This window comes from Thermogemmata fonticola, from assembly GCF_013694095.1.
GTDB classification, from domain to species: domain Bacteria; phylum Planctomycetota; class Planctomycetia; order Gemmatales; family Gemmataceae; genus Thermogemmata; species Thermogemmata fonticola.
This window is the reverse complement of the sequence record NZ_JACEFB010000001.1, coordinates 602,662-625,077: the sequence shown is the minus strand read 5'-3', so window position 1 is coordinate 625,077 and position 22,416 is coordinate 602,662. Positions and strand designations below refer to the sequence as shown.

Sequence of the window (22,416 nt, the reverse complement as noted above, 5' to 3'; positions counted from 1 at the left end):
TTGGGGAGCGTGCCCCTGCGCGGTTCCTAGCGAGATAGAATCCGCCATATTGAGATCATCCCATGTCCTTGCGTATCGCTGCACAGGCCGAGCCGCTGCCCGGGTACGTGCTGGTGGAGCGGTTGGGAGCGGGAGGGTTCGGCGAAGTCTGGAAGGCGGTGGCTCCAGGAGGGATCGCCAAAGCCATCAAGATCATTCACGGAGACCTGCGCAGCGGAGTAGATGCCTGCTTCGCCTTGCAGGAACTCAAGGCCCTGGCGCGTGTCAAGCAGGTGCGCCACCCTTATCTTTTAGCCCTGGACCGCTTCGATGTGGTGGAAGGCCGGCTCCTGATTGTCATGGAGCTAGCCGACTGCAATCTGTGGGACCGGTTCGTGCAGTGCCGCGAAGCTGGTCTTCCCGGCATCCCGCGGCACGAGCTGCTCACCTACATGCTGGAGACCGCCGAGGTTCTCGATCTGTTCAACGACCAGTTCCAGTTGCAGCATCTGGACATCAAGCCGCAGAATCTCTTTCTCCTGCACAATCACATCAAGGTGGCGGACTTTGGCCAAGTGAAGGACTTGCAGGGGCTGGTCGCAGCGGTGACCGGGGGAATCACGCCCGTTTATGCGGCGCCAGAGACCTTTGACGGAGTGATCACCCGCTACTGCGATCAATACAGCTTGGCCTGCGTGTATCAGGAATTACTGACCGGGCGGCGTCCCTTTGATGGAACGACCCCCGCCCAGCTCTTGCGGCAACATTTGTTCCAGGCGCCGCATTTGGAGCCGCTTCCGCCGTCGGATCGGCCGATTGTGGCCCGCGCCTTGGCCAAGAAGCCGGAGGAACGCTGGCCCACCGTCACCGCCTTCGTGCAGCATCTGATCGGTTCCACACCGTCCGGCGTGGTGCGCTTTCCCGCATTGCGTCGTCCTGCGGAAGGATCGGGGGTGCAGAGTAGCCCGCTGCTGCCAGCCACGCCCGCGGAGCAGGATCGCGAGACGCCGCGGGGAGCGGAACCAGCGGCGGCAGCGGCATTGTCGCCGGCTCTGGTCATCGGGGTGGGCGGGTCCGCCTTGCCGATCCTGCAACGCTTGCGCTGGGAATGGCTGCAACTGGCGGAAGGCGTACCGGCCGGCGCTCCACCCCCTCCCCCTCTGGAGTTCCTCTTCATTGACACGGATGAAGACACGATTCGCCAGGCTAGTGAGGAATCGGCCTCCGAGGGATGGGCCGCCTTGCCCCAGGAGGATGTCATCCACACGCCGCTACAACGCATGGCCTATTACATGCGTCCCCGGCCCAGCGGCCGACTTATCACCGAGGATTGGTTCGACCCTCCCCTGCTTCATGTGCTTCCCCGTCAGCCCCGGACGGAAGGCGTCCGCATGCTCGGCCGACTCGCCTTTTGTGATCACCACCGCTTGATCCTCCAGCGCCTGGAGTCGGCTTTGCGCTCGCTGACCCTCGCCGGCTGGAACACGCCCCCACCGCCAAATGACGCGGCCGCGGCGGATGTGCCTCTGGGGCTGACTGTCATGATTCTGGCGAGTCTAGGAGGCGGAACAGGCAGCGGGATGTTTCTCGACCTAGCCTATGCTGTGCGCAGCCGCTTGCAACAGTTGGACATGCCCCGCGTGACGGTCCAAGCTTTGTTGCTGTTGCCTCCCGTCGCTGGGGATGCTTCCGCCTTGCAGCCTGCGCTGGCCAACACCTACGCCGCCTTGCGGGAACTGGCTCACTACAGCCGCCCGGATACTCTTTACACCGTCGAATACGAAGAGTTGCACGGACGCATCCAGACCCGGCAGCCGCCCTTCGACCGCTGTTTTGTCGTCCAGCAAGCAGTGCGCGACACGGAAGCCCCACCGCCGCGGCGGGATTCCGCCGTTTTACGCCTGCGAACACGGCGCGAACCGGGACCCGCGGGTTCCCGCATCCTGACGCGTCCCGCGAGCCGGGATGAGCGGCTTACGCCCATGCCGCAACGCACTCTGCGCCTCTCCCTGACCCCTTCGGACCTTCTCGCCGCGGAAATCCTCCGCCTCCACCTGCTGACACCTGTGGGACAGCGCCTGCGCCTGGCCTACGCCCGTTCCCGCGGACCGGGAGTAGCTCAGCTTCCCCTGAGTTGGCCCGCCTTGAGCCACTGGCGCTGGCCGCGGCGCGAATTGCTCCATCGCTTGGCCCTGGCCTGCGCCCAACAGTGCGTGCAACGCTGGACCGACTTGCCCGCCGCCGCCGAACCTTCCCAACAGTTCCTGACACTCGCCCATCACCTCTGGTCGGAATTGAAACTGACGCCGGCTCAGATGCGGGAGGAACTGGAGCAAGCAGCGGCGGCAGCCCTGGGGCGGCCGGCCAGCGACACCTGGGCGGAACTCGTCGCCCCGCACATCCCGCGGAGCTGGTTCGCCCGTTGGCCCCAAGCGGCCCGCCTCGAAGAAACCGTCGAACAACTTATTCTGCTCCTGGGACCGCCGCGCCCCCTGGGATCGCCCGCCGTGGGAGTCATTGAGCAGCACTTCAGCACCACGGTCGAGAATCACCTCCACCGGCTACGCAAGCAGTTGCCTAAAAGCCTGGAGACCTGGTGCCGGGATCGCCGCCTGTACCTGGGCGGTACGGAAATGCTCCTGATGCAGTGGATCGCGGTGGCCGAGCGATTCTGGAATCGCTTCACCCAGGAAGCGGAACAACAGGCCCAAAAGGCCCGCGAGCATTACGAAGTGCTCATGAACGCCGTCCATGCCTCCCGCGGCCTGCGCCGCCCCGGCAGCGGCGAGCTACGCGAAGCCCTCCGCGGCTTCCCCGAACTCCAGTATGCCACGCTCCTCCACCGCGGCTTGCTCCGCTTTTACCACCAACTCCGGGACTTGCTCCTGGAACCGCTCGGCCAAGTACGCCGGGCCCGTGAGCAATTCCGTAACTTGGCCGAGGAAGTTCCCACTCGCAGCGCCCATGAACGCCGCCCGCCCCCCGATTGGCTCTTGCCCCCCGATTGCCCGAATCTGGACGAGTTAGCCCAACGCCTTCTCCGCTCCCTCTCGCCGCAGCAAATCGAGGTGATCGACACGGCCGCCTTAGAAGCTCTCCAGGAATCGTCCGAAGGCCCGCTGCTTTCGCTGCTGCTCGAAGAGCGCGGGCGGCACCACTGCTGGCAGCGCCTGGTGCACACCCTGGCGGGCTTGCTGCCCCCTTGCTTGCAACAGATCGATTTCTTCCACGTCCTGCGGCAGCATTATCCCTCGTCCGCAGACATCCAGGAGGCCCTGCGCAGGATGTTCCACGCCGCCGAGCCGCCGCCCGGACTTTCCGCCTCCGAGGCGATGACGGAGCTGCTCCTGGTCGCTTGCCCCGGCGGATCGACCGGCGCTGCCCTCCGCGACCTCACCCTTCAAACCATACCCCTGGAAGGACTGCTTCTAGCCGATCTGGAGGATGAGTGGGTGCTCTACCGCGAATGGGCTTTTTTCCCCTGGGAATCCTTGCCACAGGCGGGGACGCAAGCCGCGCTGGCCTACCAGCACTGGCTGGAACAGTGCGAAACTTCGCCTCACTGTCGCATCGATGTCAGCGAGTGGAAAGCCTTCTGAATCCCCCGCCGCAGAGCTTGATGCAGACAGGCAAGCAGTCCCCGGCAGGTGAGCCACCAATGGCCCCCCTGCTGCCAGGCCCGCCAGTACCACCGCGCCGCTTCCCGCGCCGAGCTTTGCCGCAAAACGTATCCCAGCGTCCGGCAGGTCGAAGCCGCTGCTTCCTGCAACGACCGCGCTGAAACCTTCTCTCCCAAACCGTATTGCTCCACCGCCCGGCTCAGAATCGCTAATGCTGTTTCCCCTCGTTCCACCACCCGACGCGACAAATTGGCATGGCCCGTCCGATACCACACCAACGCTTCCGGCACCGCATAAAACGCATAATGCATCCCCACCCGCAGCCACAGATCGTAGTCAATCGCTAACTCCAGCCGCTCATCGAACATCCCCACGTGGGACAGAACCTCGCGGCGCACCATCGCCGAAGAGAAGCAGACCCAATTCTGCACCACCAACTCTTCCAGAATCCACCCCGACGGCAACTCGCGTTCCGCAGAAGGCGATGCAATTTCCCGCCCCTGCGCATCCATCAGCCGACGGCGGCTGTAGATCACACCGGCCTGGGGATATTCCGCTGCCAAGGCCAATTGGCGGCGCAGCTTGTCCGCTTCCCAGCGGTCATCGGCATCCAAAAATGCCACCCATTGGCCCCGGCTCAGGCGAATCCCCAGGTTCTTGGCTCGTGCTTGTCCCAACCGTTCCGCATAAACGTAGTGAATGCGAGCATCCTCCCGCCAGCGCTCCGCCACCGCAAACGTCTCATCCGTGGAACCATCATCGATGATCCACAGCTCCCAATGGGGATAGGTCTGTGCCCGCACCGACTCCACCGCTTCCGCCAGATACTGGCCGTAATTCCGCGTGGCCATGACGACGGATACCAGGGGATGGCACTGCGGCATGACCGCCTCGCTTTCTCCCGCCTTGGACCTTCCGATTCATTCCGCCGCCGGCTTCACGCCGCGGGTGCCTCCGCCGCCAACTCCCCCCACACCCGTGAGATGCAGAAACGATACTTCCCGCTGGCTTCCTGGGGAATCTGCTCGACCAGTTCCACCTCATGCTGCACCTGCGGCCCGAATAACTTCTCCACCAAGGCGGCGATCTTCTGTCGGCTCGGCCCTCCGAACTCCGCATCAGGGACCAAACGGATGCGCAGTGCATGCAGACTTTCCTGAATGATCTGGACCTGAGCGGCACCGGGAATGTGCAGGGCGAAGTTCTCTGTAAGCGAAATGCCCGAAATCAATTGTCCCTGGGGTGTCACCACGTAGTCCGCCTCCCGCCCTTCCACTCGTTCGATCAAGGGTAAACCCCGCCCGCAAGGACAGCGGCGGCTGCTAGGAACCACCACATCGCCGATCTGGTACCGGATCAAAGGCATGGCCCGATTGCACAAATCGGTCACGAGGAGCCGGCCCGCGGCTTCTCCATCCTGGCCCGTCGGGCGGAGGTCCACAACTTCCGTGTACACGCTATCCGCATTCAGGTGCAGCCCCCGGTGTTCCTCACACTCGCAAGCAATCAGGCTGACTTCCTCGCAGCCATAGCGGTCGGTCACCGCCACGCCAAAGACTTCCTCGATGACACGCCGTTGCCAGCGGTGCAGAATCATCGCTGTGGCGATGATGCCATTGGGGCGCACGCCGTACCACCCTTCCCGGCGCATCATGTCCGCCAGCAAATACAGGGAATGGGCATGCCCGAAGAGCAATCCCGGCGGCTTGCGATGCAACTGACGGATGAACTCCCGCATCCGTTGCCGGTCCATGCCCAGAGTGTCCAGGTAGTAGGCCCGCTCCAGCAGAGAGTTGCGCAGCCACCCTCGCCACCCTTGCTGCCGGTACTCCGGATTGCCCCACACCTTGGCCACCCGCTCCCCCAGCCGCCACCCGCTCCACTGATCACTCCGCAGCGTGCACGCCGTCTTCCATTGCACCGCTTCCTCATCAATCCAGATCGTCAGCGGCACGCCTGTCGAACCCGAAGTGCGCTTGATCCGCCACCGCTGTCGGTCCCTTCCCTCCGCGCACAATTCCGCCCCGTGACGCCGAATCTCCGCTTTCGTCAGCACCGGCAACTGCTGCAAATCCCCCGGCTGCCGAATGTCCGACGGATGAATCCCCAACTCCCGCCACCTCCGCCGGTAGTAGGGAACGTGCTCATAGGCGAAGTGCAATTGCTTCTGCACCGCGGACCACTGGCGAGCCGCTATCACCTCCGGAGAATCCCACTGCCGCCGCTCCAGTTCTTTCAAATATCGCAAGTGTCGGCTGCCGTTCTTCCAAGCCGCCAACGGTTGCAACACCTGACGGTTCCACCACGCCCACATGCGCTCCCTCGCTTTCCCTCCGCTTGCGACTTTTCCGCTTCATCGATAAGGAGAGGACTCAGTCTACCATGACGCAAAAAACGAGGGCAAGACCGGCTGAATCACCAATTCTCGTTTCCCCCACCGCGCGCAAAAAAGCGAAGCAATCCGGACTTGCAAATGCGAAGCGACCCGGTTTTTCCGGGTCGCTCCGAGGACAGCCGCTGCTGTCAGGATGCTATCCGACACGGCCATCAGCGAGCCGGAGTGTCAGTCGGAGAGGTTGGCCAGGTAGTCCTCGTAACGCTTGCGTGCCGCAAACTCCTTCGCCATCAACTCCTTCTGCTTCGCCGTCAAACCGTCGATCTCCTTCTCCTGATCGTTGAGCTTCTTCAAGTACGTCTTGTACACCTCCGCCTCCGGCGGCGTCTCCCGCAGGTTCTTGCGAATCCGATCCTGGTCCGCATTGAGTCGCTGCAAGTCCGCCACCACCTGCTGCAACTCCCGCCGCACCGCATCCCACTGACCCTTGAGCGTCAACGCCTCGTGCAGCTTCTGCTTCAGGGCCGGACTCGACTGCGACAGACTGATGAAATAGCGGATCTGATCATCGCTCGAATTCGACAACTGCACCGTCGTGCGGACATCCCGCTCTTCCTTGACCGTGAAGGTCTTCGTCTCGCCGCTCTTGAGCGAGGTCTGGAAGCGGTAGAACTCCGGCGTCTCCTCCACCGGTTTGTCCGTCTCCACCAGCCGGAACTGCTGATTGCTCCGGTTCGGATGCTCGATCAATAGCACCCGGTCCTGCTCGCTCCGGTTGATGATCCGGTAGCGCTTCTCCTCCGTGAACTTCGTCGTGGTGGTGATGATCCCCTTGACCGCCCGCACACTGGTGATCTGTTGTGTACCAGGACCCACCTGCGGATCCACCTCCATCCCCAGATCAATCGCATAGGACAAGAGGCGTTCTTCATTCTTGTTGACATCCAGAATCCGTGTGTCACCGGCATAGGTGCTCCCTTCAAAGACCGTGATCGGTCCTTGATTGAGATACGCCTCGCTGGTATTCTTGAATTTCAGACCACGGAGGGGGTGTGTTTTTTGCACATTTTGGTTGTAGATGGAGACGCGTTGTCCCTGGATGTGTTTGGTGACGATGGGGAACATGCCGCTCTTTTGACGGGCGAGTGTCACCGGGTGCTGGATGATGTACTGGTAGTAGTCGCCGAGATTGGCAGCCGTGGCGGCACTGCCGACCGCGCCCGTGGCCAAACGGCGGCCCAGCTCGTCGCCCACTTCGCGAGCAAATCGTTCATCCCGCTTAGCCTCCACCGCGTTCTTCAGAGCACGATCCGCCGCAGGCATCCCCGGAGGTGCAGGAGCTGCCGCACGAGGTGCACCCGCTCCACCGCCGAATCCGCCTCCCTGAAGTCCGAAGTCCATTTCCTTGTCGCGGTTAGCTCCCTGAGCGACTTGACCATCCTGCTGCCGGAATCCCCCGCGGTAGGTCACCGGACGCAGCGAGGTGAACAGCTCCAAACGCTCCGTCGGACGATCGACATACAGAGGATTGTACAAATCCATCTTGAAAGATATCGGACGCCCCGATACCAACACCATACGAACATTCTCCCAATCGTCATCCGTGGGATTCTCCACTAAGGCCCAACCTTGAAGATAAGGAGCCTCCTTATCATCCTTATCCAAAATCAACCGATAACTGGTCTTCCAAATGGGAGCCTCCACCACATAACCCACTTGCACCTTCCGCTTCCCCTGACCGGAAAAATACAACGACACCGCCTTCTTCTGCGTGTCATGCGACAGTGACAACACCTCCAACGCCCGACGGAACTCGCTCTCAATCACGGGATTGAGAAACTTCAACTGCTGAATCTCCGTCAGTTTCACCGAGCGCAGCCCCTCCGCGCACCAGAGATTGAGCACCTCCACGTCAATCGTCGTGTTGCCCGCCGGAGCCTTCTGCTTCTCCACCCCGACAATCACCCCGTTGAGCTTGCCCGGCTGATTGACCGCCGTCGGCGTGAGCGTCACTTCCACCCGCTCGCCCCGCATCTGGGTCAAAATCCCGGAAAAGGTGGGGTTGCCGTTGAGATTGATGGCAAAACTGGCCAGGGTGCGGGCGATCGGCTCGCGGGAGTCGTAGCTGACTGCGTCGATGCGGCCGTTGCCGAAGTCTTCCAGGGTCATGCTTTTGAGCAGGTCGTTGATGTCCTCTTCGCGGAAGGTGAGGTCGACGCGGGCATCATCGGTGACTTCGCCGGAGCGGGCGAAGTAGCCGACGCCGCTGTTGAAGAGGACGACGCGGGTGATGGGGAGATGGACGGCGGGTTTGAGGTCCTGGGCGGCAGCCGGGGCCGCGGCGGTAGTGGCGGTGAGGCGGTCGAGTCCCGCGCCGGAGGCGATCCCCACGGCGGCAATCCCCGCGGCTAAAGCCCACTTCTTCCAGCGTGTCATGAGGCGGTCTCCACAAAAGGTTCCAGGGTCCAGTAGTGAATACGGCGATCCGGTAGACGCTGTATCCGAACACCAGCGATGGCTGGTGCCGTCGCTATTCCGACGAAACAGGCAGGGAGAAAGTTTGCCCCACCGCGCTGGAATTATGCCTGGCTCATTGTGTACAATTGAACAAGATCGCTCGGATGGTGTCAGGCGGAGAGCCGCCATTGTCCCTGGTGGACACCGGCGGGCTGGGATTGCTCGGCGATGAATTGGACCAGCTTGTGCCAGACTTCTTCGGAACAGGGGAAGCGGGAGGCGAGGCGGTGCAGGTCGGCGAGCAGCTCGGCGGCGCTGGCGTAGGGCACGTGAGCCGGAGGCATGTCGGCCATCGGAGGCATGGGGTCGGCTTCCAGGCGACGTAAAACCTGGAGCAACTCTTCGGGGAATGTCCGAGGCCGTTGCCGCTTGCTGGACGGCGACTGGTACCAGAGCGTCCACGTGGCGGCGATCTGTCCCAAGGCCCGCAGATCGGCCGAGGGAGAAGGTTCCACCGAAGGGGTGGGTCCCGGCCAGAGCCAGGGGGGTTCGCCCAAGCCGACGATTTTCACGACTCCATCGGGAGTCAGCAGAAGCGAGTCGGCAGTGAGATGGCCATGAACCAGACCATGCTGATGGGCGGCTGTCAGTCCGCTGGCAGCTTGGGTGAGCAGGCGGAGCCAGCAGCCGGGGTCGCCCGCCGAAGCCGGCCAATCCGGGGAGAACAAGCCCGTGGGCCAATCCAGCAGCGCCGCGGGCCGGCCCTGAATTTCCAGTACTTCCCGGACCGCCGCCACATGGGGATGCTGCAACGCCTGGACAGCCGTGAAGCGCTGGCGGAACTCGTCGGGATGCACCGCATCCTCCATCTCGGCTTCCGACAGATGCCGCAGGAGGAAGACATTCCCGCCCGGTTCCGGCACCTGGGGGTCGCAGACCCGATAGAGAGTTTCCCGCGGTGTGGTCCGCAATCGATCCAGCACGCGGAAGCGTCCCAGGATCAGGCCGTCCAACTGGCCGGCTTCGATCAGAGCAAGCTGATAAAGCGTCAGCACGCCGCTTTGGAGCAAGACTTGCCGCAAGGTCCGCCGCTGCCGGGCCGCCTGATCCCAAAGCATGCGGATCGTTTCCGGGTCCACCAGTTGGTGCTGCAAGAGCAGCTCGCCGAGTTGGCGATCGCCCGGTTCGACCTCCTCGGTGGGAAGCAGCGATGGTGACGGGCTGATGACACTGGAGGAAGAAGGGGATGTTTCCGCCGGGAGAATGCGAAGTCTGTCCGTCTCCGAGAAGGCTGCCGCCGAGTTGGGCCGGGAGTTGGCCGCCAGTTCCCGCAGTTTGTGGCGGTACCATTCCCGCATATCGTTCAGGTGGCGTTCGAGTTCGGCGCGTTTCTGGGCGACCGCCTGGCGTTCCTGCCGCAACTGTTCCTGCTGCTCGGCGAGCTGGCGGGTGGCCGCGTCCAGTTCCTCGGCGGCGCGGCGCACCTGGGCTTCCTGGGCTTCCAGGCGGGAGGCATCGCCGCTCAGCAGCCGCTTCATCTCCGCGATCTGCGCCTGCCAGTCCAGCAGTTGCTGGCGGAAGGCTGTCACTGCCAGGCGGTGTTCGGCGCGGGCCTGCTGCAATTCCTGCTCCTGCCGCTGGAGCCGTTCCGCTTCCAGGCGCAGGGCCGTCCGCAGGGCTTCCAGGTCCTGCCGGTGCTGCGCTGCGAAGCTGTGGAAGCTGCCCAGATGCTGCCGGACAACTTCGCGGGCCTGCTCCAATTGCTCCTGGGCCGAGAGCATCTGCCGGGCGATCTCCGGTGCCTGCTGTTGTAAGCCGGTCCACTCGTGGGAGAGATGCTCCTGAAGCTGGAGGAGCTGCTGCCGCTGCTCTTCGATCTGGGCGAGGGTCTGCTGGCGTTCGGCTTCCCAGGCTGCGCGATTCCGGGCGAAGTTCTTGCGGGCTGCCGCCAAATTGGCTCCCGCTTCCCGCAGGCGGGCGAAGCGCTGCTGCAAGCTCTGCTCCCGTTGTTCCCACTCGCGCTGCTGCTTCTGCCAGAGCTGCTCCCGCTCGCTCCATTCCTGCTCCCGCAGCGCCCAGTGCTGCTGCTGCTCCTGCTGGAGGCGATGCAGTTCCTCCTGCTGCTGGGCCAGTTGCTGGCGTTCCGCTGTCAGTTTCTGGGCCAGCTCGTCGAGTTCCTGGGAGCGGCGGTGGAGTTCCTCGGCCCGGCGGCGGAGTTGTTCCTGAAGGGCGAGGCGGCTTTGTTCGGCGGCGGCCAGGGCGGCTTCCCGTTCCCGCAGGGTCTGACGGTCCATCTCCAGCCGCTCGTGCAGGGCCAGGGCCTGGAGCAGCCGACCCTTCAACGCCCCGGCTTGCTCGGCGATCTCGGCGGAGCGGCTGTCCAGCTCCGCTTGACGCTGACGTAACTGCTCCGCTTGGGCTTGCAGCTCCTGCCGCTGCCGGTCGACTTCCTGCCACGCCGCTGCCAGCAGGGCGTCCTGCTCCGCCATCTGCTGCTTCTGCTGGGTCGTGGACGCCTGGAGCTGAGCCAATTCCTGCCGCTGCCGTTCCAGTTCCTCCCAGCGCTGCTGCCACTGGGCTGACAGTTCCGCTTGCCGAGCTTGCAGGGCGACCAGTTGGGCTGCCTCCCGTTCCAGTTGCCGCCGGGACTCTTCGATCTGCAAGCGTTCCGCCGTCAGGGCCGCCTGTTGGGCTTCCAGTTGCTCCTGGAGTTGGGCCAGCGCGGCCGTCCGCTGTTCCAGTTCCTGGTGCCAGCGTTGGAGGCGTTCCGATTCCTGCTGAAGGCGCTGCTGTTCCTCGGCGGCCAGGCGGACTGTTTCCGCCCATTCCTCGGCTTCCTGCCGCAACTGCTGACGCCAGAGTGTCAGTTCCGTCTGCTGGTGCTGTACTTTCGCTTCGCGCTGTTCGACCGCGGCGGCCCGCCGCTCCAGCAGAAGCAGGTCCTCGTGAAACTGTTGCCGTGTCCGCTCCCAGTCCCGCTGCTGCTGTTCCCAGGCCTGCTGCATCCGGTCCAGGTCGGCGGCGCGCTGCCGCAGGCGTTCCTCCCAGTCCTGCAACCGCTGACGTTCCGCCGTCAGTTCCGCCTGGGCCGCCTCCCGTTCCTGCTCCCACGCCTGCTGTTCCTCGGTATAGCGCCGCCGCAGCCGCTCCCATTCCTCGAAGGCGATCCGCAGCCGCTCCCGCTCCTGCCGCAGGCTTTCCAGCGTGGCGATCCGTTCCGCCCACTCCTGCTGCCAGCGCTGCTCCCGTTCGTCGAGTTCCCGCTGCCGCTGCTGCCAGAGCTGCTCCTGGTACTGCCGCTGCGCCTCCAGCCGCTGACGTTCCTGTGTCAAAATCTCCCGCTGTCGGTTCAGTTCCCGTTCGCGCTGATCCAGGTCCCCCTTGTGCACCCCGAGCAGCCCGATGAGCCGACGCTGCTCCTCCAGTTCCTTCTGGATCTGCTCCCGCCGCTGGTACCACAGCACCCGGTCCGCTTCGAGTTCCTCCGCCTGTCGGTCCAGCTCCCGTGCCCGCCGGATCAATTCCTCCTCGGTCGGAACGCGGACGGGGGAAGCCGCTTCCTCCGGTGACACTCCTGTGCCATTCGCTGTCAACGAGTTGTCCGAAGCGGGTGTCGGGCTGTTCTGCTCCGGCTCGTTCCAGGGGATGAAGCGCGGAGCGACCACGGCGGCGGGGAACACCACGTCGATCGCCACGTCCCCCACCAGCAGGCGGTCCCCCGGTTGCAGCGGGTGCAGCTCCTGAGCGGCCAAAGGGCGGCCATTGAGCCACAGCCGCGCCGACGGATTGAGCCGCCGTAGATATGCCCCGTCCGAACGGCGGAGAATCTGCGCTGCCACCGGCGGCAGGTCCAACGCCGGCACCCGCAGGTCGCACCCCTCCGCCGAACCCAGCAGGAACTCGCTCCCGCCGACCTCGTAGGTCAGCATGCGGCCCGACGGCGAACGGACTACCAGCCGCAACGGCGGTCCGGCGACCGCGTCGTCCTGCGCTTCGACCCTCGGCGGGGGCGCCATCATGGCCGCTATCCCATCGCGTCTCGCTTCCCCAATCCTCCGGCGTGCACAACTCCCGGAGCGCACCATTGGAACCAATTTCCCCGACCGTGGCAAGAGGAACTGCCAAAGCCGCCTCCATCCCTTCCACCGCCGCGAAAATGTCCGACTGTTCCACGCAAAGGCGGAGCAAATCCTTCCCAGCCCACACCTCACCGCCGCCCTCATTCCGTGGGCCGATGTCCAGGATGCCGAAGCGGAAATACTGCGACGGATCGAATTTTTGACCACCTTTGGACGGGCCGCTGTCACTGCGAGAAGAACCGCCGCCACCCCTCGCACCCGGACCGCCCCGACCGCCACGGGGACCGCCCCGACCACCCCGCGGGGAACCGCCTGGACCACCCCCACTCCCCGGACCGCCCGGCCCCTCCTCGTCATCCTCGCCGTAGCCTTCGTCCCAATCGCCGCCCTCGCCGTCCTCCTCGTTCCAGTCGCCATTGTCCAGCTCGTCCTCGTCCCGCTCCTCCGCCGTCTCCCCTTCAGGACCGAACTTGACAGTCCCCGGTTTTTCCTCGGTCTCGGTATTCGGCGAAGCCGTCCCATGCGGCGGAGCACCTGCCGACCCATTCCCGTCATCCGGTGTCAAATCAAGATAAGTATCTTTTGGATAATGACGGACAAACTCCTCCAAGCTCACCTTCGGCGGCGCAGGCGGGGAACCAGCGGCGGAAGAAGCCGAGGCCGTGGAAGGACGGCTCGAAGTGCTCGCACTCGCAGAATTGCCTGGATTTTGGCCGGTTTTTGCTTCCTCATGACCATTCGCTGTCACCGTCTGGCCGCCGTTGGCTCCCCCCGCTGCCCCGGAGGAAGCGGGAGAGACGCCGTTTGTCAAATCCGATCCATTAGCACTCATTCCATCGGCGGAACCGTTGGCCGGACGCGGGCCGCGACCCACACCCTGGCCCCAGTTCGTGTTCAGCAACATTCTGCATTTCTCTCGCAAGTCATAGACGTTTGCAGCATCGGCTCCGCAAATCTCAGCAATCTTATGCCGAATCGTATGATAATCGACCACTCCCTGACGGCGAAGCTGGAGATAGACTTGAAAGACCGGATCGTTTTTGTCCCACCCGATGGCATCGTCCCCGTCGTACCCCTCTTTGAGCCAGTATTCCTCAAACTCGACGCCGGGGATGGGGATGCGGCGCTTGAAGCATTCGCGGCGGAACATGTCCTCCCATTTGGCGGCCATCTGGTCGTAGGTCATGGTGTGGGCCTGGAGGTAGAGGCTGCGGGCGATGCGACCGCGGGCCGTGTTCGGGAAGCACTGGAGGACGGGATCGGCGATGCGTTTTTTGCGTGGGGTCGGGGGTTTGTCCCGGGGGACTGGGGGCGGCGGAGCTTTGCGCGGCGGCGGGGCGGCGGCGGCACGGGAAGCGGAGCGGGACCCCGAAGCGGGAGCCGAGGCGGCACGGCTGGCCCGGCAGCAGGCGGCACAGCGGCAAGGCCGGGGCCGATGACGGTAGCGGTTCATCTCCAGGCGGACGATCAGGTCGGCGGCCTTGGCCATCTGCGTCGGTTTGTTGGTGCGTAAAAGCTGGCGCAAGATCATGCAGGCTTCACGGCAGGCATGACGTATGTTCTCACGTTCGTAATAACGGACTTCCTTACGGAAGAAGTGGTGATACATTTCGATGCGATCGAGAAGGACATCTTCGGACACTTGGAGTTGTTCGGCGATGGCTTTCCAGTCGTGGGCGTGGGCGCGGAGGTAGGCGGCGCGGCGGACCCAGGCACGCTCTTCAGGGGTGAAGTGGCCGTCCCAGAGGGGTCCGCGCGGTGGGCTGGACGGATTGTGTTCCGCGGTGGCGGTCATGTCCAGGTCCTCCGCTGGGTTAGTGTGAACTCTTGTTTACTGGCCTTCTACTGTACTTATGAACCATGAAATGGAAAAAGTCAAATGGGAAGGGAAAAAATTTTTGGGCGAGCGGCGAGCGGCGAGCAGCGAGCGGTGGAAAACAGCGAATAGCGAATGGCGAATGGCGAATGGTGGGAAAACAGCGAATGGCGAATAGCGAATGGCGAATGGTGGGGACGGCGAGCGGCGAGCAGCGAGCGGTGGAAAACAGCGAATAGCGAATGGCGAATGGCGAATGGCGAATGGGGGAAGCGGCGAATGGCGAAGGGCGAATGGGGGGGAAAGCGAATGGGGGAAGCGGTGGGTGGTGGGCGGCGAGCGGTGGGGCGAAGGGGGAGAGGGAGAGGGGCGAGGGGAGCGGGGGGTTAGTAGACGGCGTGGGGGTCGGGGGCGGTGGCGGAGCGGCTGGGGGAGGCGAGGCCGTCGGCGTAGCGGGCGTGCCAGCCTTCGGTGGCGCGGATGGAGTGGAGGTCTTCCAGGGTCAGGCCGTAGCGGCGGAACCAGGGGGTGCCGGTTTGGACGATGGCGTGGATTTCGCGGAGGCGGCGGACGCATTCGGTTTCGACGAATTTTTGGCGTTCGGCGGGGGTGGGGAAGGTGAAGAACTCTTTCCAGAAGGCGCGGCCGCCGAGGACGCCGCTGGCGCCAGCGGCGATGGCCATTTCCACCTGCTTTTTGTACTGGTCGTAGTCGACGCCGGCGGAGAGGAGGACCCAGGGACGCTCGCAGGCGTCATTGAGGCGTTTGAGGTTGTCCCGGAGTTGGGCGTCGGATTCGTAGCCGAGGGTGCCGGGGAACTCGGCTTTGTAGATGTCGCAGTAGCGGCTGAGGTAGCGGGCGGTGTCGATGACGGTGCGGGCTTTGCGGGCGAGGACGGCTTCTTTGGATTCCTCCTGTCCGGCGACTTTGTAGGGGAAGTGGATCGGTTCGAGGAGGAAGAGGATGTCCAGCTCCTGGCACTGGTCGTGGATGTGGCGGACGAGGGCGAAGTTTTTCTCGGCGGAGTCGAATTCACCGGGTTCGAATTGGGCGAGGAGTTTGACGGCATCGGCGCCGCAGCGTTTGATTTTGGCGGCACTCCAGCCGGGTTCGATTTCGCCACAGGGGGCGCCGGCGGCATTTTTCGGGGCGCCGGATTTTTCGACGCGGATGAGGATGCCGGTGGAAGGGGGGATGGCAAAGGCGGCCATGGTGGAGGCGTAGCCGTAGTAGGCATCGACGAGGATGCCGGAGCAGTGGGGTGCCAAGGCGCGGGAGAGCATGACCTTGGCATCGACGATTTCGTCGTAGGTGGGTTCGCGTTTGAGGGCCTCCTTCATCATTTTGATCATGGAGGAGTTTTGGTCGGTGGCGACCATGGTGAGGGTGCCGTTGGGGTTGCTGATGCGTTGGAGGCCACGGAGTTTGCCGGGGGTCAGGCCCAGGCCGTAGAGTCGGGTGATGGAGAGCGCCGCCATTTTCGGTCCTCGCGAAGGTTGCAGGATCAGTGGTTTCAGAGGGGATATCTTAGGGGGCGGGCGGTGTTCGGACAGAGTGGCGGCGGGGTGTCAGCGGCGCGGGGGAAACGGCGGGGGCTTGGCGGCGGGGGGAGGCCTTGAGGGTCAGGGCAGCTCCTTGATGTAGATGTTACGGAACCAGAGGGGCGTGCCGTGGATTTGGAGTTCGATGGGTCCCTTGTCCGGGACGGGTTTGTTTTTGAACCAGTAGTTATAGAGTTTGCCTTTGTCGACGACGGTTTGGCCGTTGAGTTTGACGGTGACCTGGTCGCCGATGACGGTGATGTGGAAGGTGTTCCATTCGCCGACGGGTTTATCGGCTTTGGTGCGGGGCTGTTTGGCGGGGTCGCCGGGGGGATTGTTCCAGAGACCGCCGGAGCCTTTGCCGCGATCGGCCTGGAGGTTGTCCGGGAGGTTGTCTGAGTCCCAGATTTGGACCTGGGGCTGGCCGCGGAGATAGATACCGCTATCGCCTTTGGGGGTGATTTTCCAGTCGATGAGGAGTTCAAAGTTGCCGAAGTCTTTGGTGGTTTGCAGGCTGGCGTTGCCCTGGCCGTCGCAATAGATGACGCCGTCTTTGACGGTCCAATGCTGGAAGGCGGTGTCGGTGCGTTTTTTGATGAGGTCCTGGAGTTGTTTGGGGTCGGTGATTTTTTCGCGTTCAGCCATGGTGACATGGCCTTGCCAGCCGGTGAGGTCTTTGCCGTTGAAGAGGGGGACGAAGCCGGGGGGCGGTTCCGCTTGGGCGGTGCGGGAGAGGGTCGGCAGGGTGCAGGGGAGCGTCAGGGCAGCGCAGAGGAGGAGGCGTGACATCGCGGGCGTCTCCGAGGGTTGGGTGAAGCGGAAACAGGTGGGGCCGCCGCGGAAGGCGGCTTGGAGGAGAAGATAGGCTCTGCGGGGGGAAGCGGGAAGGGCGCGGGATCAGGCGGCGGCGAGGCGGAGCTGCGCGACGGCGGCGTAGAGCTGGGCGAGGGGCTGCCAGGGGTGGTCCGGCCCCCAAAGGGCGGCGGCCTGGCGTAGGAACGGCAGGGCCTCGCGGGGCTGGTCGAAGAAGAGGCGGGCCATGCCGCGGTTGAAGAGGATGTGGGGCCGTTCCGGGATCTGGTCCCAGAGTTCGAGGGCGCGCTGGTGCTGGCCGCGGAGCCAGTGGAGGGCGGCGAGTTCGTTCCCTTCTCCCGGCGGCAGGAGTTGCTCCGCGGCGGTCCAATCGTGGAGGAGGCGGGCGCAGGCGGCGGGCAACGGGGCCGGGGCGGCGTGCTGGGCGATCCAGCGACGCAGGGCGGCGAAGCCGGGCAAGGCGGGCGGCTCCGAGGCGGGAAGCAAGCGCTGGAGCGGAGCGGCGGCCAGCAACGGGGGAAGCTGCTGCAAGCGCTGCGGGAACAGGCCCCAGGCACAGGGGATGGCCCAGAGCGCGACGGGAAGCTGAACCAGGGCGGGCCATTCCGGCGGCGGGGCGAGGTCCGGGGCAGCGGGCAACAGGCAGGTGGCAGCCTGCCAGGCAGCGCGCGGATCGATGCGATACCCCGTGGCCAATTCGTATGGCTCCACCTCCCAGCCGTTCAGCTCGACTGCCGCGCTGGCGGCGTCTGAGCGTTGAGCGAGGAAGCGGACCATCAGGTCCGTCAGGGCAGGCGGGCCATCGTGCGAGGCGGGCCGAGTCATGGCCGAGTTGCTCCGTGGGAAGGTCCGATCCTTGCTATTAGCCATCGGGGTCCGACCAGGGAACGTCCAGGGGCGCCCAACTTGCGCCGAAAAATCCCGCCCGTGGCACAACCGGCTACAATGCCAACGCAAGGGGGGACCCGCCCGGCATGACTCCCGATTACCGCTTGCTACGGCAATGGCTGCAATTGGAACCGGAGGGACCGTGGCCTCCGCCCGCTGGCGAACTGCTCGGCTTGCCCCCCAAAACTTCACCAGCCGCTTCAGTCCCTCTCGAACCCGGCGAGATCGAAGCCCGCGTCCTGCAACGCCTGAATTGGCTGCGCCCCTACCAGTTGAAGTATCCTGAATTGGTCACGGAAGGGATGAACCGGCTGGCTCAGGCGTTCCTGGAACTGACGCAACGATCGAGAAACGTCACGCCGGCGCAACCGGCATCCGTGGAAAAACCGGCATTCCCTTCGGGGAGCGAAGCGGAGTCTGGGCAGCCCGAAGCGGTGGCGGACACCCCCTTGGAGGTCCCAGAGTCCGCGTCTTCCTCGGCGGCGCCCTTCCCCCCGTCGGAAGCCGGGCCGGTCCCCTCCGCTGAGCCAGCGTCCCTGGCTTCGCATCCCGCGCGCGCCGCTGCGGAGTCCTTCCCGTCTCCCCTTCCGGTGGCAGAAGGCCCAGCCGGAACTGCTCCAGCGACACCGGGTCGTCAGGACATGCCGCTGTCCGCGGAGAGCACAGGCGGACTGCCCACCCCGCCGCCGTTGCCGACCCCGCCTCATCCGGTCGCCCCGGTTCCGCCGCCGTTGCCGACTCCGACCTATCCCCTGGCCCCCCTTCCGCCGCCGTCGCCGGCTTTACCGCTGTCCAGGGAAGCTGGGCCATTCGCCGAGCGGCAGCGTCGCCGGGCGCTCTCCCGCCGCCTGGTCCAGCTCCGCCGCCTCCACCGCGCTTGGGAAGAAGTCGGGGAAATCCTGGCCAACGCCCCCTTGCTGGACAATCCCCTGTCACTTTTGCGTTTCCATGCAGTCCATCGCCGCTTGCGGGACAGCCTGCACCATCTGCCAGACCTCTGGCCGCTGGCAGGAACGGCGAACGGCGCTCAAGCGGCCGCTCTTTTGCGCCAGGAACAGGCGGTGCCGATCCTGCGGGAGCTGGAGCCGGAACAGCGTCTCCGTTTTCTGCTGGATTGGCGGCGGGGGGAGCAGTATCTGGCGGGGTTGTATCAGCAGCTCCGGGAGCAGTTGCAGGCGGAGCGCCAGGCGCGGCAGCGCCGCCGACGGTGGACCCGCCTCCTGGGCCGCTTCCTCCGGTGCGTCACCTCGCCCGAAACGGTCCTGCTGCTGCTTCTGCTTTCGGCCCTCCTCATCCTCCGCCTGCGCGGGGAGTGAGTCACCCGGTCCCAGTGAAGGTCGCATCGTGCGGTGTCAGGGGCATCCTCTCCACGGGTGGAGATGCGGAATAAACGGCCGGGAACGTGCCGTGCCGCTCACTGTGGCAGTTGCAGGGTCAGGTTGTTGTCACCGGGCTGGATGGTGACTGGCTTGGGCAGCTCGATCGGTCCAGCGCGGTCTGGGGTGGCCTGGGTTTGGTCCGTAACGGCGGGCATGTAAATGACACGGTACTGTCCCGGTGGTGCGCCGGTCTTTTTCTCTCCACTGCGGTCCGTGGTGCGGATCGTGCTCAAGGTGAAGCTGCCGTCCTCGGCCACGGTACCGGTGATGACGAAGGCGTTGCTCTGCTCACCTGCGTTGTGGGGAAGAAACTGCAATCCACCCCCCTTGACGGGAGTGTTCCCCCGCTGCACCACCCCCTTGACCGTGGCCAGCTCAGGAAACGGCGGTTGGCTTTCCCCGGACCGGCAACCGATCAGGCTGCCTAGCACAAGTAACACCCCTGCCCCCGCCAGCGGCCTGGAGATCCGATGAAGATCTCGCATAGACGTGTACTCCCCTGGACCAGCGGTGTCATCCTTCGCGGTAAGCCATCTCCTCCTGGGGTCCTTCCCCTGCGACAGCGTCGCTTACCAATCATTCCCCAAGGGGACGCGGTCGCGAGGATCGTTGGCCCTGGCCCAAGTCGTGGGAGAGATCGAGCCGGACAGGAAACGGACGCTGCCATCCCCCAAGGCCACCATGATGCCGCTCGTGTGTATGCCTTGGACAGTCCACGGAGTGCAGTTGATCAGGTACTGCGGTTGCACTTGGAACATGGGCGAGGGGGGATAATTGGTGACATCATTACCTGCTTTGTACCGCCCTAGGTTGTAACCGGGCCGCCAGATGCTATTGGCATCGGCCCACAAGCTCCCCCAAACAAGGCCATTGGGAGCCAAGGAACCTCCGGTGCCGCAGGTGGCGTAAATCTCCGCCAAAAAGATGGTGTTGCTCAGCCCATCGGGAACGCTCGCGGCCATCTCCCGCTTGCCCAACGGATAGGTGCGCCCATTGGGTGGATCACCGAAGACGTAGTTGTTCGCCGCATAGTTGCTAGCTGCCCAATTATTCGCCCCGCCGTACTGGGTCATGCACATGCCCCCACTGTTGCTCGAATCCGCGGGACAAATGAAGAGCTTGATCACCCGGTTGTACGGTCCGCCAGCGTAAGCGTTCAGATTCAAACTGTTGTAGATGGCTGTTTGCTCGATGTACGGCAGCAGAAAATGGAAGGCGGTGTAAATGTGCCGACCCATCGAAGAATTGTCCGGTGTAAAGCAGCCAGAAACCCTATAGTCCGCACACGGAGCCGACATCGGCGGCAGTGTACTGTGATTGTCATTGAGATTGTGTACCGCCAGGACCAATTGCTTCATGTTGTTCTGGCAACTGATCCGGGCGGCAGCATCCCGCACCTTCTGCACGGCTGGCAGCAACAAACCAATCAGAATGGCGATAATAGCGATCACCACCAACAACTCAATGAGAGTGAACCCCCGCAGCCGTTGGCTTGTGCGACAGAACATGACGTGATCCTCCCACAAAGATGACAGAATCAAGACAGCCACAACAATAATAACCCGAAATACATCGCTCCATCGAGCGAGCACTTAGGGACCATGCTTGTAACGAGCGTGTGAGACCATATAAGTCTCGGTTTCCTGGTTTTGTTCAGTCTCAATGTCCCCAGCGAGGGGAGGGAGATGCACCGGGAACCCGTTGAACTTACCGAATTATAACTCCTCCACGACCTCTGTCAATTGCTGCGCTGCTGAATTTCGCGTTGCGCAACTCTTTTGCGTCAGCACTTCGCCACACGTCGATATTCTGCAATTACCAGGTCGATGTCGCTCTGGCATTTTGTGGGTGACAGGCTGCGATTAGCAAGGTGTGAGAGGGCAGAACCACTTGTGGACCCAAGTGTGGCACCAGGGATGATCCTCAGCATGACCCGCGGGGGGCGGCTAGCGTGGGAAAGGGCTTTTGATCCACGCCGTGGTCGGCGGACAGACCCGGCGGTTTTTCCCCGTCCGCGGAGTCTGCTCAAAATCGGGCGGCGGTCCGCGTCGGGGCGCTTGACGCCAAAAGCGACAGCGGGGCAAAGGATGCCGCCCGGAAAGGATGCTTTATTTTCTTGACTCCCTTCTCCAGTTCACTTAGACTGAAATTGTGTTGTGAGCGGAATCGGCCCCGATGAAGGGCACCAACCCACGAGGACGACACTCGTGACCAAGAAAGACATTGTGCGGTTGATTTGCGAGCGGGCCAATCGCCAGAGGCTGGTCAAGGACAAACTGAGCCAGCAGGCGGTCAAAGAGATCGTGCAGTGGACCTTGGATTCCATCATCGACGCCTTGGTGCAAGAGGGGCGGATCGAACTGCGCAAGTTTGGCATCTTTGAGGTCAAGCAACGCAAGCCGCGCATCGCCCGCAATCCTCGCACCAACGAAAAGGTCGAGGTGGGTCCCCGCTGCGTCGTGGTGTTCCAGGCGGGCAAGGAGATGGAGGAACGGGTGCGCCGCGAAGGCCGGCCCGCTCCCCGGCGGACGCGCGCCCCGCGTAACGCTGCCGCCGCCCCCTCTAGCGAGACTGCGGAGGATGCCGAAGCGCTCGCCGTCGGCGGCTCCGCCACTTGACCGCCTTCGACTCCCTTCACCGCAGCGTACCCCCTTCGCTTTTCCGCCGAGGATGCAACCTTCCGCCCATCGGCTTGGCTGCCCCGATGCTCGTTATTCCCGGACGAATCCTCACGCTGCCGTCTTTCCTCCGTTCCCCAGCTTGCGTCTTTCCTGCCGTTCCCGCCCGCTTGCATGGGGCCATTCCTCCGTGGCCCTCAGCCCCTGCCCGACTCCTGGTTCGCCGCGGCTCGGCCCCGCGGTTTTTTCCGCAAAATCGGTTTAAGAGTCACCACCGGCCTGCCGATAAAGAAGGACAGAGAACGGGCGCCGGGGGCGGCGGTGGCGGGGGAAACCGCCGTCTCCCGCCCGGCGTGCTAAAAGCGGCCGTGGGCCGGAGCCGACGCACGGAGGGGATATGGTCCGCAAGCTTTTGTTCATCCTCGGCGCTGTCGTGACCTTGACACTGCCCACAGGATGCATCCTCAATCAGTATTCCAGTGATCCCAACACCCGCATGCAGCAACTGTTGCATCAATCGGAGGACCTGCGGCAGATCGAAGGAGAATGGCGCCGCTTCTGGTTCAATGATCAGCCCAGCCACCTGACGCCAGAGCGGGTCCACGGCGGCATCATCTGAATGGCCGCTGAGGAGAAAGGCGGGGCTATAGCCAAATCATCAGGCGGCATTCACCCCCGTGGGCCGCAGACACAAGCCAGGGAAGGGAGCAGAAACCACCCAGGCGGCACGCGGCGTGCGACGGGGGAGCACTCGCGCGGGTCGCCACGGGGTTTTTTTACAACTTGCTCCGCTTTTTTGACGTTGCCGCTGTTGGGAATCACTTGTTCACATCTTCCCATCCCATATCCTCCATTCTGCTCCCTATTCCACACACGCCTCACGGATGGCTT

16 protein-coding genes are annotated in these 22,416 nt (G+C 63.8%); 6 read left to right on the top strand and 10 right to left on the bottom strand.

Annotated elements, in window-relative coordinates; all coding sequences use genetic code 11:
• The first annotated feature begins 62 nt into the window (after positions 1–62).
• A complete protein-coding gene (locus H0921_RS02290) occupies positions 63–3,578 on the top strand; it encodes a tubulin-like doman-containing protein (protein WP_194536394.1) in 3,516 nt (1,171 codons plus the stop codon).
• Here the strand turns inward: H0921_RS02290 and H0921_RS02285 are convergent.
• The 4 genes from H0921_RS02285 to H0921_RS02270 all read right to left on the bottom strand — a co-directional run bounded on the left by H0921_RS02285 (position 3,539) and on the right by H0921_RS02270 (position 12,410).
• Positions 3,539–4,483, bottom strand: coding sequence for a glycosyltransferase (locus H0921_RS02285; protein ID WP_194536393.1), 945 nt, complete (start codon positions 4,481–4,483; stop codon positions 3,539–3,541). The two genes, H0921_RS02290 and H0921_RS02285, sit on opposite strands and share 40 nt — an antisense overlap.
• A gap of 53 nt (positions 4,484–4,536) precedes the next feature.
• On the bottom strand, positions 4,537–5,913 hold the full coding sequence (locus H0921_RS02280; RefSeq protein WP_194536392.1) for a phenylacetate--CoA ligase family protein: 1,377 nt from the start codon (positions 5,911–5,913) through the stop codon (positions 4,537–4,539).
• A gap of 249 nt (positions 5,914–6,162) precedes the next feature.
• Complete coding sequence (locus H0921_RS02275; RefSeq protein WP_194536391.1) at positions 6,163–8,370, bottom strand: DUF4139 domain-containing protein; 2,208 nt, start codon at positions 8,368–8,370, stop codon at positions 6,163–6,165.
• A 191-nt stretch (positions 8,371–8,561) separates the two neighbouring features.
• The gene (locus tag H0921_RS02270) at positions 8,562–12,410 is read right to left on the bottom strand and encodes a hypothetical protein (protein WP_194536390.1); all 3,849 of its coding nucleotides are present in this window, start codon (positions 12,408–12,410) and stop codon (positions 8,562–8,564) included.
• 1,027 nt (positions 12,411–13,437) lie between these two features.
• On the opposite strand from H0921_RS02270, the gene H0921_RS02265 reads away from it, so the two are divergent.
• Positions 13,438–13,983, top strand: coding sequence for a hypothetical protein (locus tag H0921_RS02265; protein ID WP_194536389.1), 546 nt, complete (start codon positions 13,438–13,440; stop codon positions 13,981–13,983).
• Between the two features lie 36 nt (positions 13,984–14,019).
• Complete coding sequence (locus H0921_RS02260; protein WP_194536388.1) at positions 14,020–14,334, top strand: hypothetical protein; 315 nt, start codon at positions 14,020–14,022, stop codon at positions 14,332–14,334.
• Positions 14,335–14,672: 338 nt separating this feature from the next.
• Here H0921_RS02260 and H0921_RS02255 read toward each other — a convergent pair whose 3' ends face one another.
• From H0921_RS02255 to H0921_RS02245, 3 genes are all read right to left on the bottom strand, one after another.
• The gene (locus tag H0921_RS02255; protein ID WP_194536387.1) at positions 14,673–15,764 is read right to left on the bottom strand and encodes a tagatose 1,6-diphosphate aldolase; all 1,092 of its coding nucleotides are present in this window, start codon (positions 15,762–15,764) and stop codon (positions 14,673–14,675) included.
• Between the two features lie 144 nt (positions 15,765–15,908).
• Positions 15,909–16,616, bottom strand: a complete 708-nt coding sequence (locus tag H0921_RS02250) for a 3-keto-disaccharide hydrolase (protein ID WP_194536386.1) — start codon at positions 16,614–16,616, stop codon at positions 15,909–15,911.
• A gap of 108 nt (positions 16,617–16,724) precedes the next feature.
• Positions 16,725–17,465: a hypothetical protein gene (locus tag H0921_RS02245; protein ID WP_194536385.1), complete on the bottom strand. Its 741-nt coding sequence runs from the start codon at positions 17,463–17,465 to the stop codon at positions 16,725–16,727.
• A gap of 149 nt (positions 17,466–17,614) precedes the next feature.
• Here H0921_RS02245 and H0921_RS02240 point away from each other — a divergent pair, with 149 nt between their 5' ends.
• Positions 17,615–18,844, top strand: coding sequence for a hypothetical protein (locus H0921_RS02240; protein ID WP_194536384.1), 1,230 nt, complete (start codon positions 17,615–17,617; stop codon positions 18,842–18,844).
• A 98-nt stretch (positions 18,845–18,942) separates the two neighbouring features.
• Here H0921_RS02240 and H0921_RS02235 read toward each other — a convergent pair whose 3' ends face one another.
• Positions 18,943–19,392 (bottom strand): hypothetical protein, encoded by a 450-nt coding sequence (locus tag H0921_RS02235; RefSeq protein ID WP_194536383.1) that lies wholly within the window; start codon positions 19,390–19,392, stop codon positions 18,943–18,945.
• 84 nt (positions 19,393–19,476) lie between these two features.
• Positions 19,477–20,415, bottom strand: coding sequence for a DUF1559 family PulG-like putative transporter (locus tag H0921_RS02230; RefSeq protein WP_194536382.1), 939 nt, complete (start codon positions 20,413–20,415; stop codon positions 19,477–19,479).
• A 699-nt stretch (positions 20,416–21,114) separates the two neighbouring features.
• Here H0921_RS02230 and H0921_RS02225 point away from each other — a divergent pair.
• Together H0921_RS02225 and H0921_RS02220 are read left to right on the top strand one after the other, a co-directional pair.
• Positions 21,115–21,525: an HU family DNA-binding protein gene (locus H0921_RS02225; protein ID WP_194536381.1), complete on the top strand. Its 411-nt coding sequence runs from the start codon at positions 21,115–21,117 to the stop codon at positions 21,523–21,525.
• A gap of 397 nt (positions 21,526–21,922) precedes the next feature.
• On the top strand, positions 21,923–22,144 hold the full coding sequence (locus H0921_RS02220; protein WP_194536380.1) for a hypothetical protein: 222 nt from the start codon (positions 21,923–21,925) through the stop codon (positions 22,142–22,144).
• 50 nt (positions 22,145–22,194) lie between these two features.
• Here H0921_RS02220 and H0921_RS02215 read toward each other — a convergent pair whose 3' ends face one another.
• Positions 22,195–22,365: a hypothetical protein gene (locus tag H0921_RS02215; protein WP_194536379.1), complete on the bottom strand. Its 171-nt coding sequence runs from the start codon at positions 22,363–22,365 to the stop codon at positions 22,195–22,197.
• Between the last annotated feature and the right edge of the window lie 51 nt (positions 22,366–22,416).

What these genes read in the sequence shown, in the direction of transcription:
- H0921_RS02215 (WP_194536379.1), bottom strand. Translation starts at nt 22,365, where the DNA reads ATGGGAAGATGTGAACAAGTGATTCCCAACAGCGGCAACGTCAAAAAA.
- H0921_RS02220 (WP_194536380.1), top strand. Translation starts at nt 21,923, where the DNA reads ATGGTCCGCAAGCTTTTGTTCATCCTCGGCGCTGTCGTGACCTTGACA.
- H0921_RS02275 (WP_194536391.1), bottom strand. Translation starts at nt 8,370, where the DNA reads ATGACACGCTGGAAGAAGTGGGCTTTAGCCGCGGGGATTGCCGCCGTG.
- H0921_RS02260 (WP_194536388.1), top strand. Translation starts at nt 14,020, where the DNA reads ATGACGTATGTTCTCACGTTCGTAATAACGGACTTCCTTACGGAAGAA.
- H0921_RS02265 (WP_194536389.1), top strand. Translation starts at nt 13,438, where the DNA reads ATGCCGAATCGTATGATAATCGACCACTCCCTGACGGCGAAGCTGGAG.
- H0921_RS02255 (WP_194536387.1), bottom strand. Translation starts at nt 15,764, where the DNA reads ATGGCGGCGCTCTCCATCACCCGACTCTACGGCCTGGGCCTGACCCCC.
- H0921_RS02285 (WP_194536393.1), bottom strand. Translation starts at nt 4,483, where the DNA reads ATGCCGCAGTGCCATCCCCTGGTATCCGTCGTCATGGCCACGCGGAAT.
- H0921_RS02240 (WP_194536384.1), top strand. Translation starts at nt 17,615, where the DNA reads ATGACTCCCGATTACCGCTTGCTACGGCAATGGCTGCAATTGGAACCG.
- H0921_RS02245 (WP_194536385.1), bottom strand. Translation starts at nt 17,465, where the DNA reads ATGACTCGGCCCGCCTCGCACGATGGCCCGCCTGCCCTGACGGACCTG.
- H0921_RS02270 (WP_194536390.1), bottom strand. Translation starts at nt 12,410, where the DNA reads ATGATGGCGCCCCCGCCGAGGGTCGAAGCGCAGGACGACGCGGTCGCC.
- H0921_RS02235 (WP_194536383.1), bottom strand. Translation starts at nt 19,392, where the DNA reads ATGCGAGATCTTCATCGGATCTCCAGGCCGCTGGCGGGGGCAGGGGTG.
- H0921_RS02230 (WP_194536382.1), bottom strand. Translation starts at nt 20,415, where the DNA reads ATGTTCTGTCGCACAAGCCAACGGCTGCGGGGGTTCACTCTCATTGAG.
- H0921_RS02290 (WP_194536394.1), top strand. Translation starts at nt 63, where the DNA reads ATGTCCTTGCGTATCGCTGCACAGGCCGAGCCGCTGCCCGGGTACGTG.
- H0921_RS02280 (WP_194536392.1), bottom strand. Translation starts at nt 5,913, where the DNA reads ATGTGGGCGTGGTGGAACCGTCAGGTGTTGCAACCGTTGGCGGCTTGG.
- H0921_RS02250 (WP_194536386.1), bottom strand. Translation starts at nt 16,616, where the DNA reads ATGTCACGCCTCCTCCTCTGCGCTGCCCTGACGCTCCCCTGCACCCTG.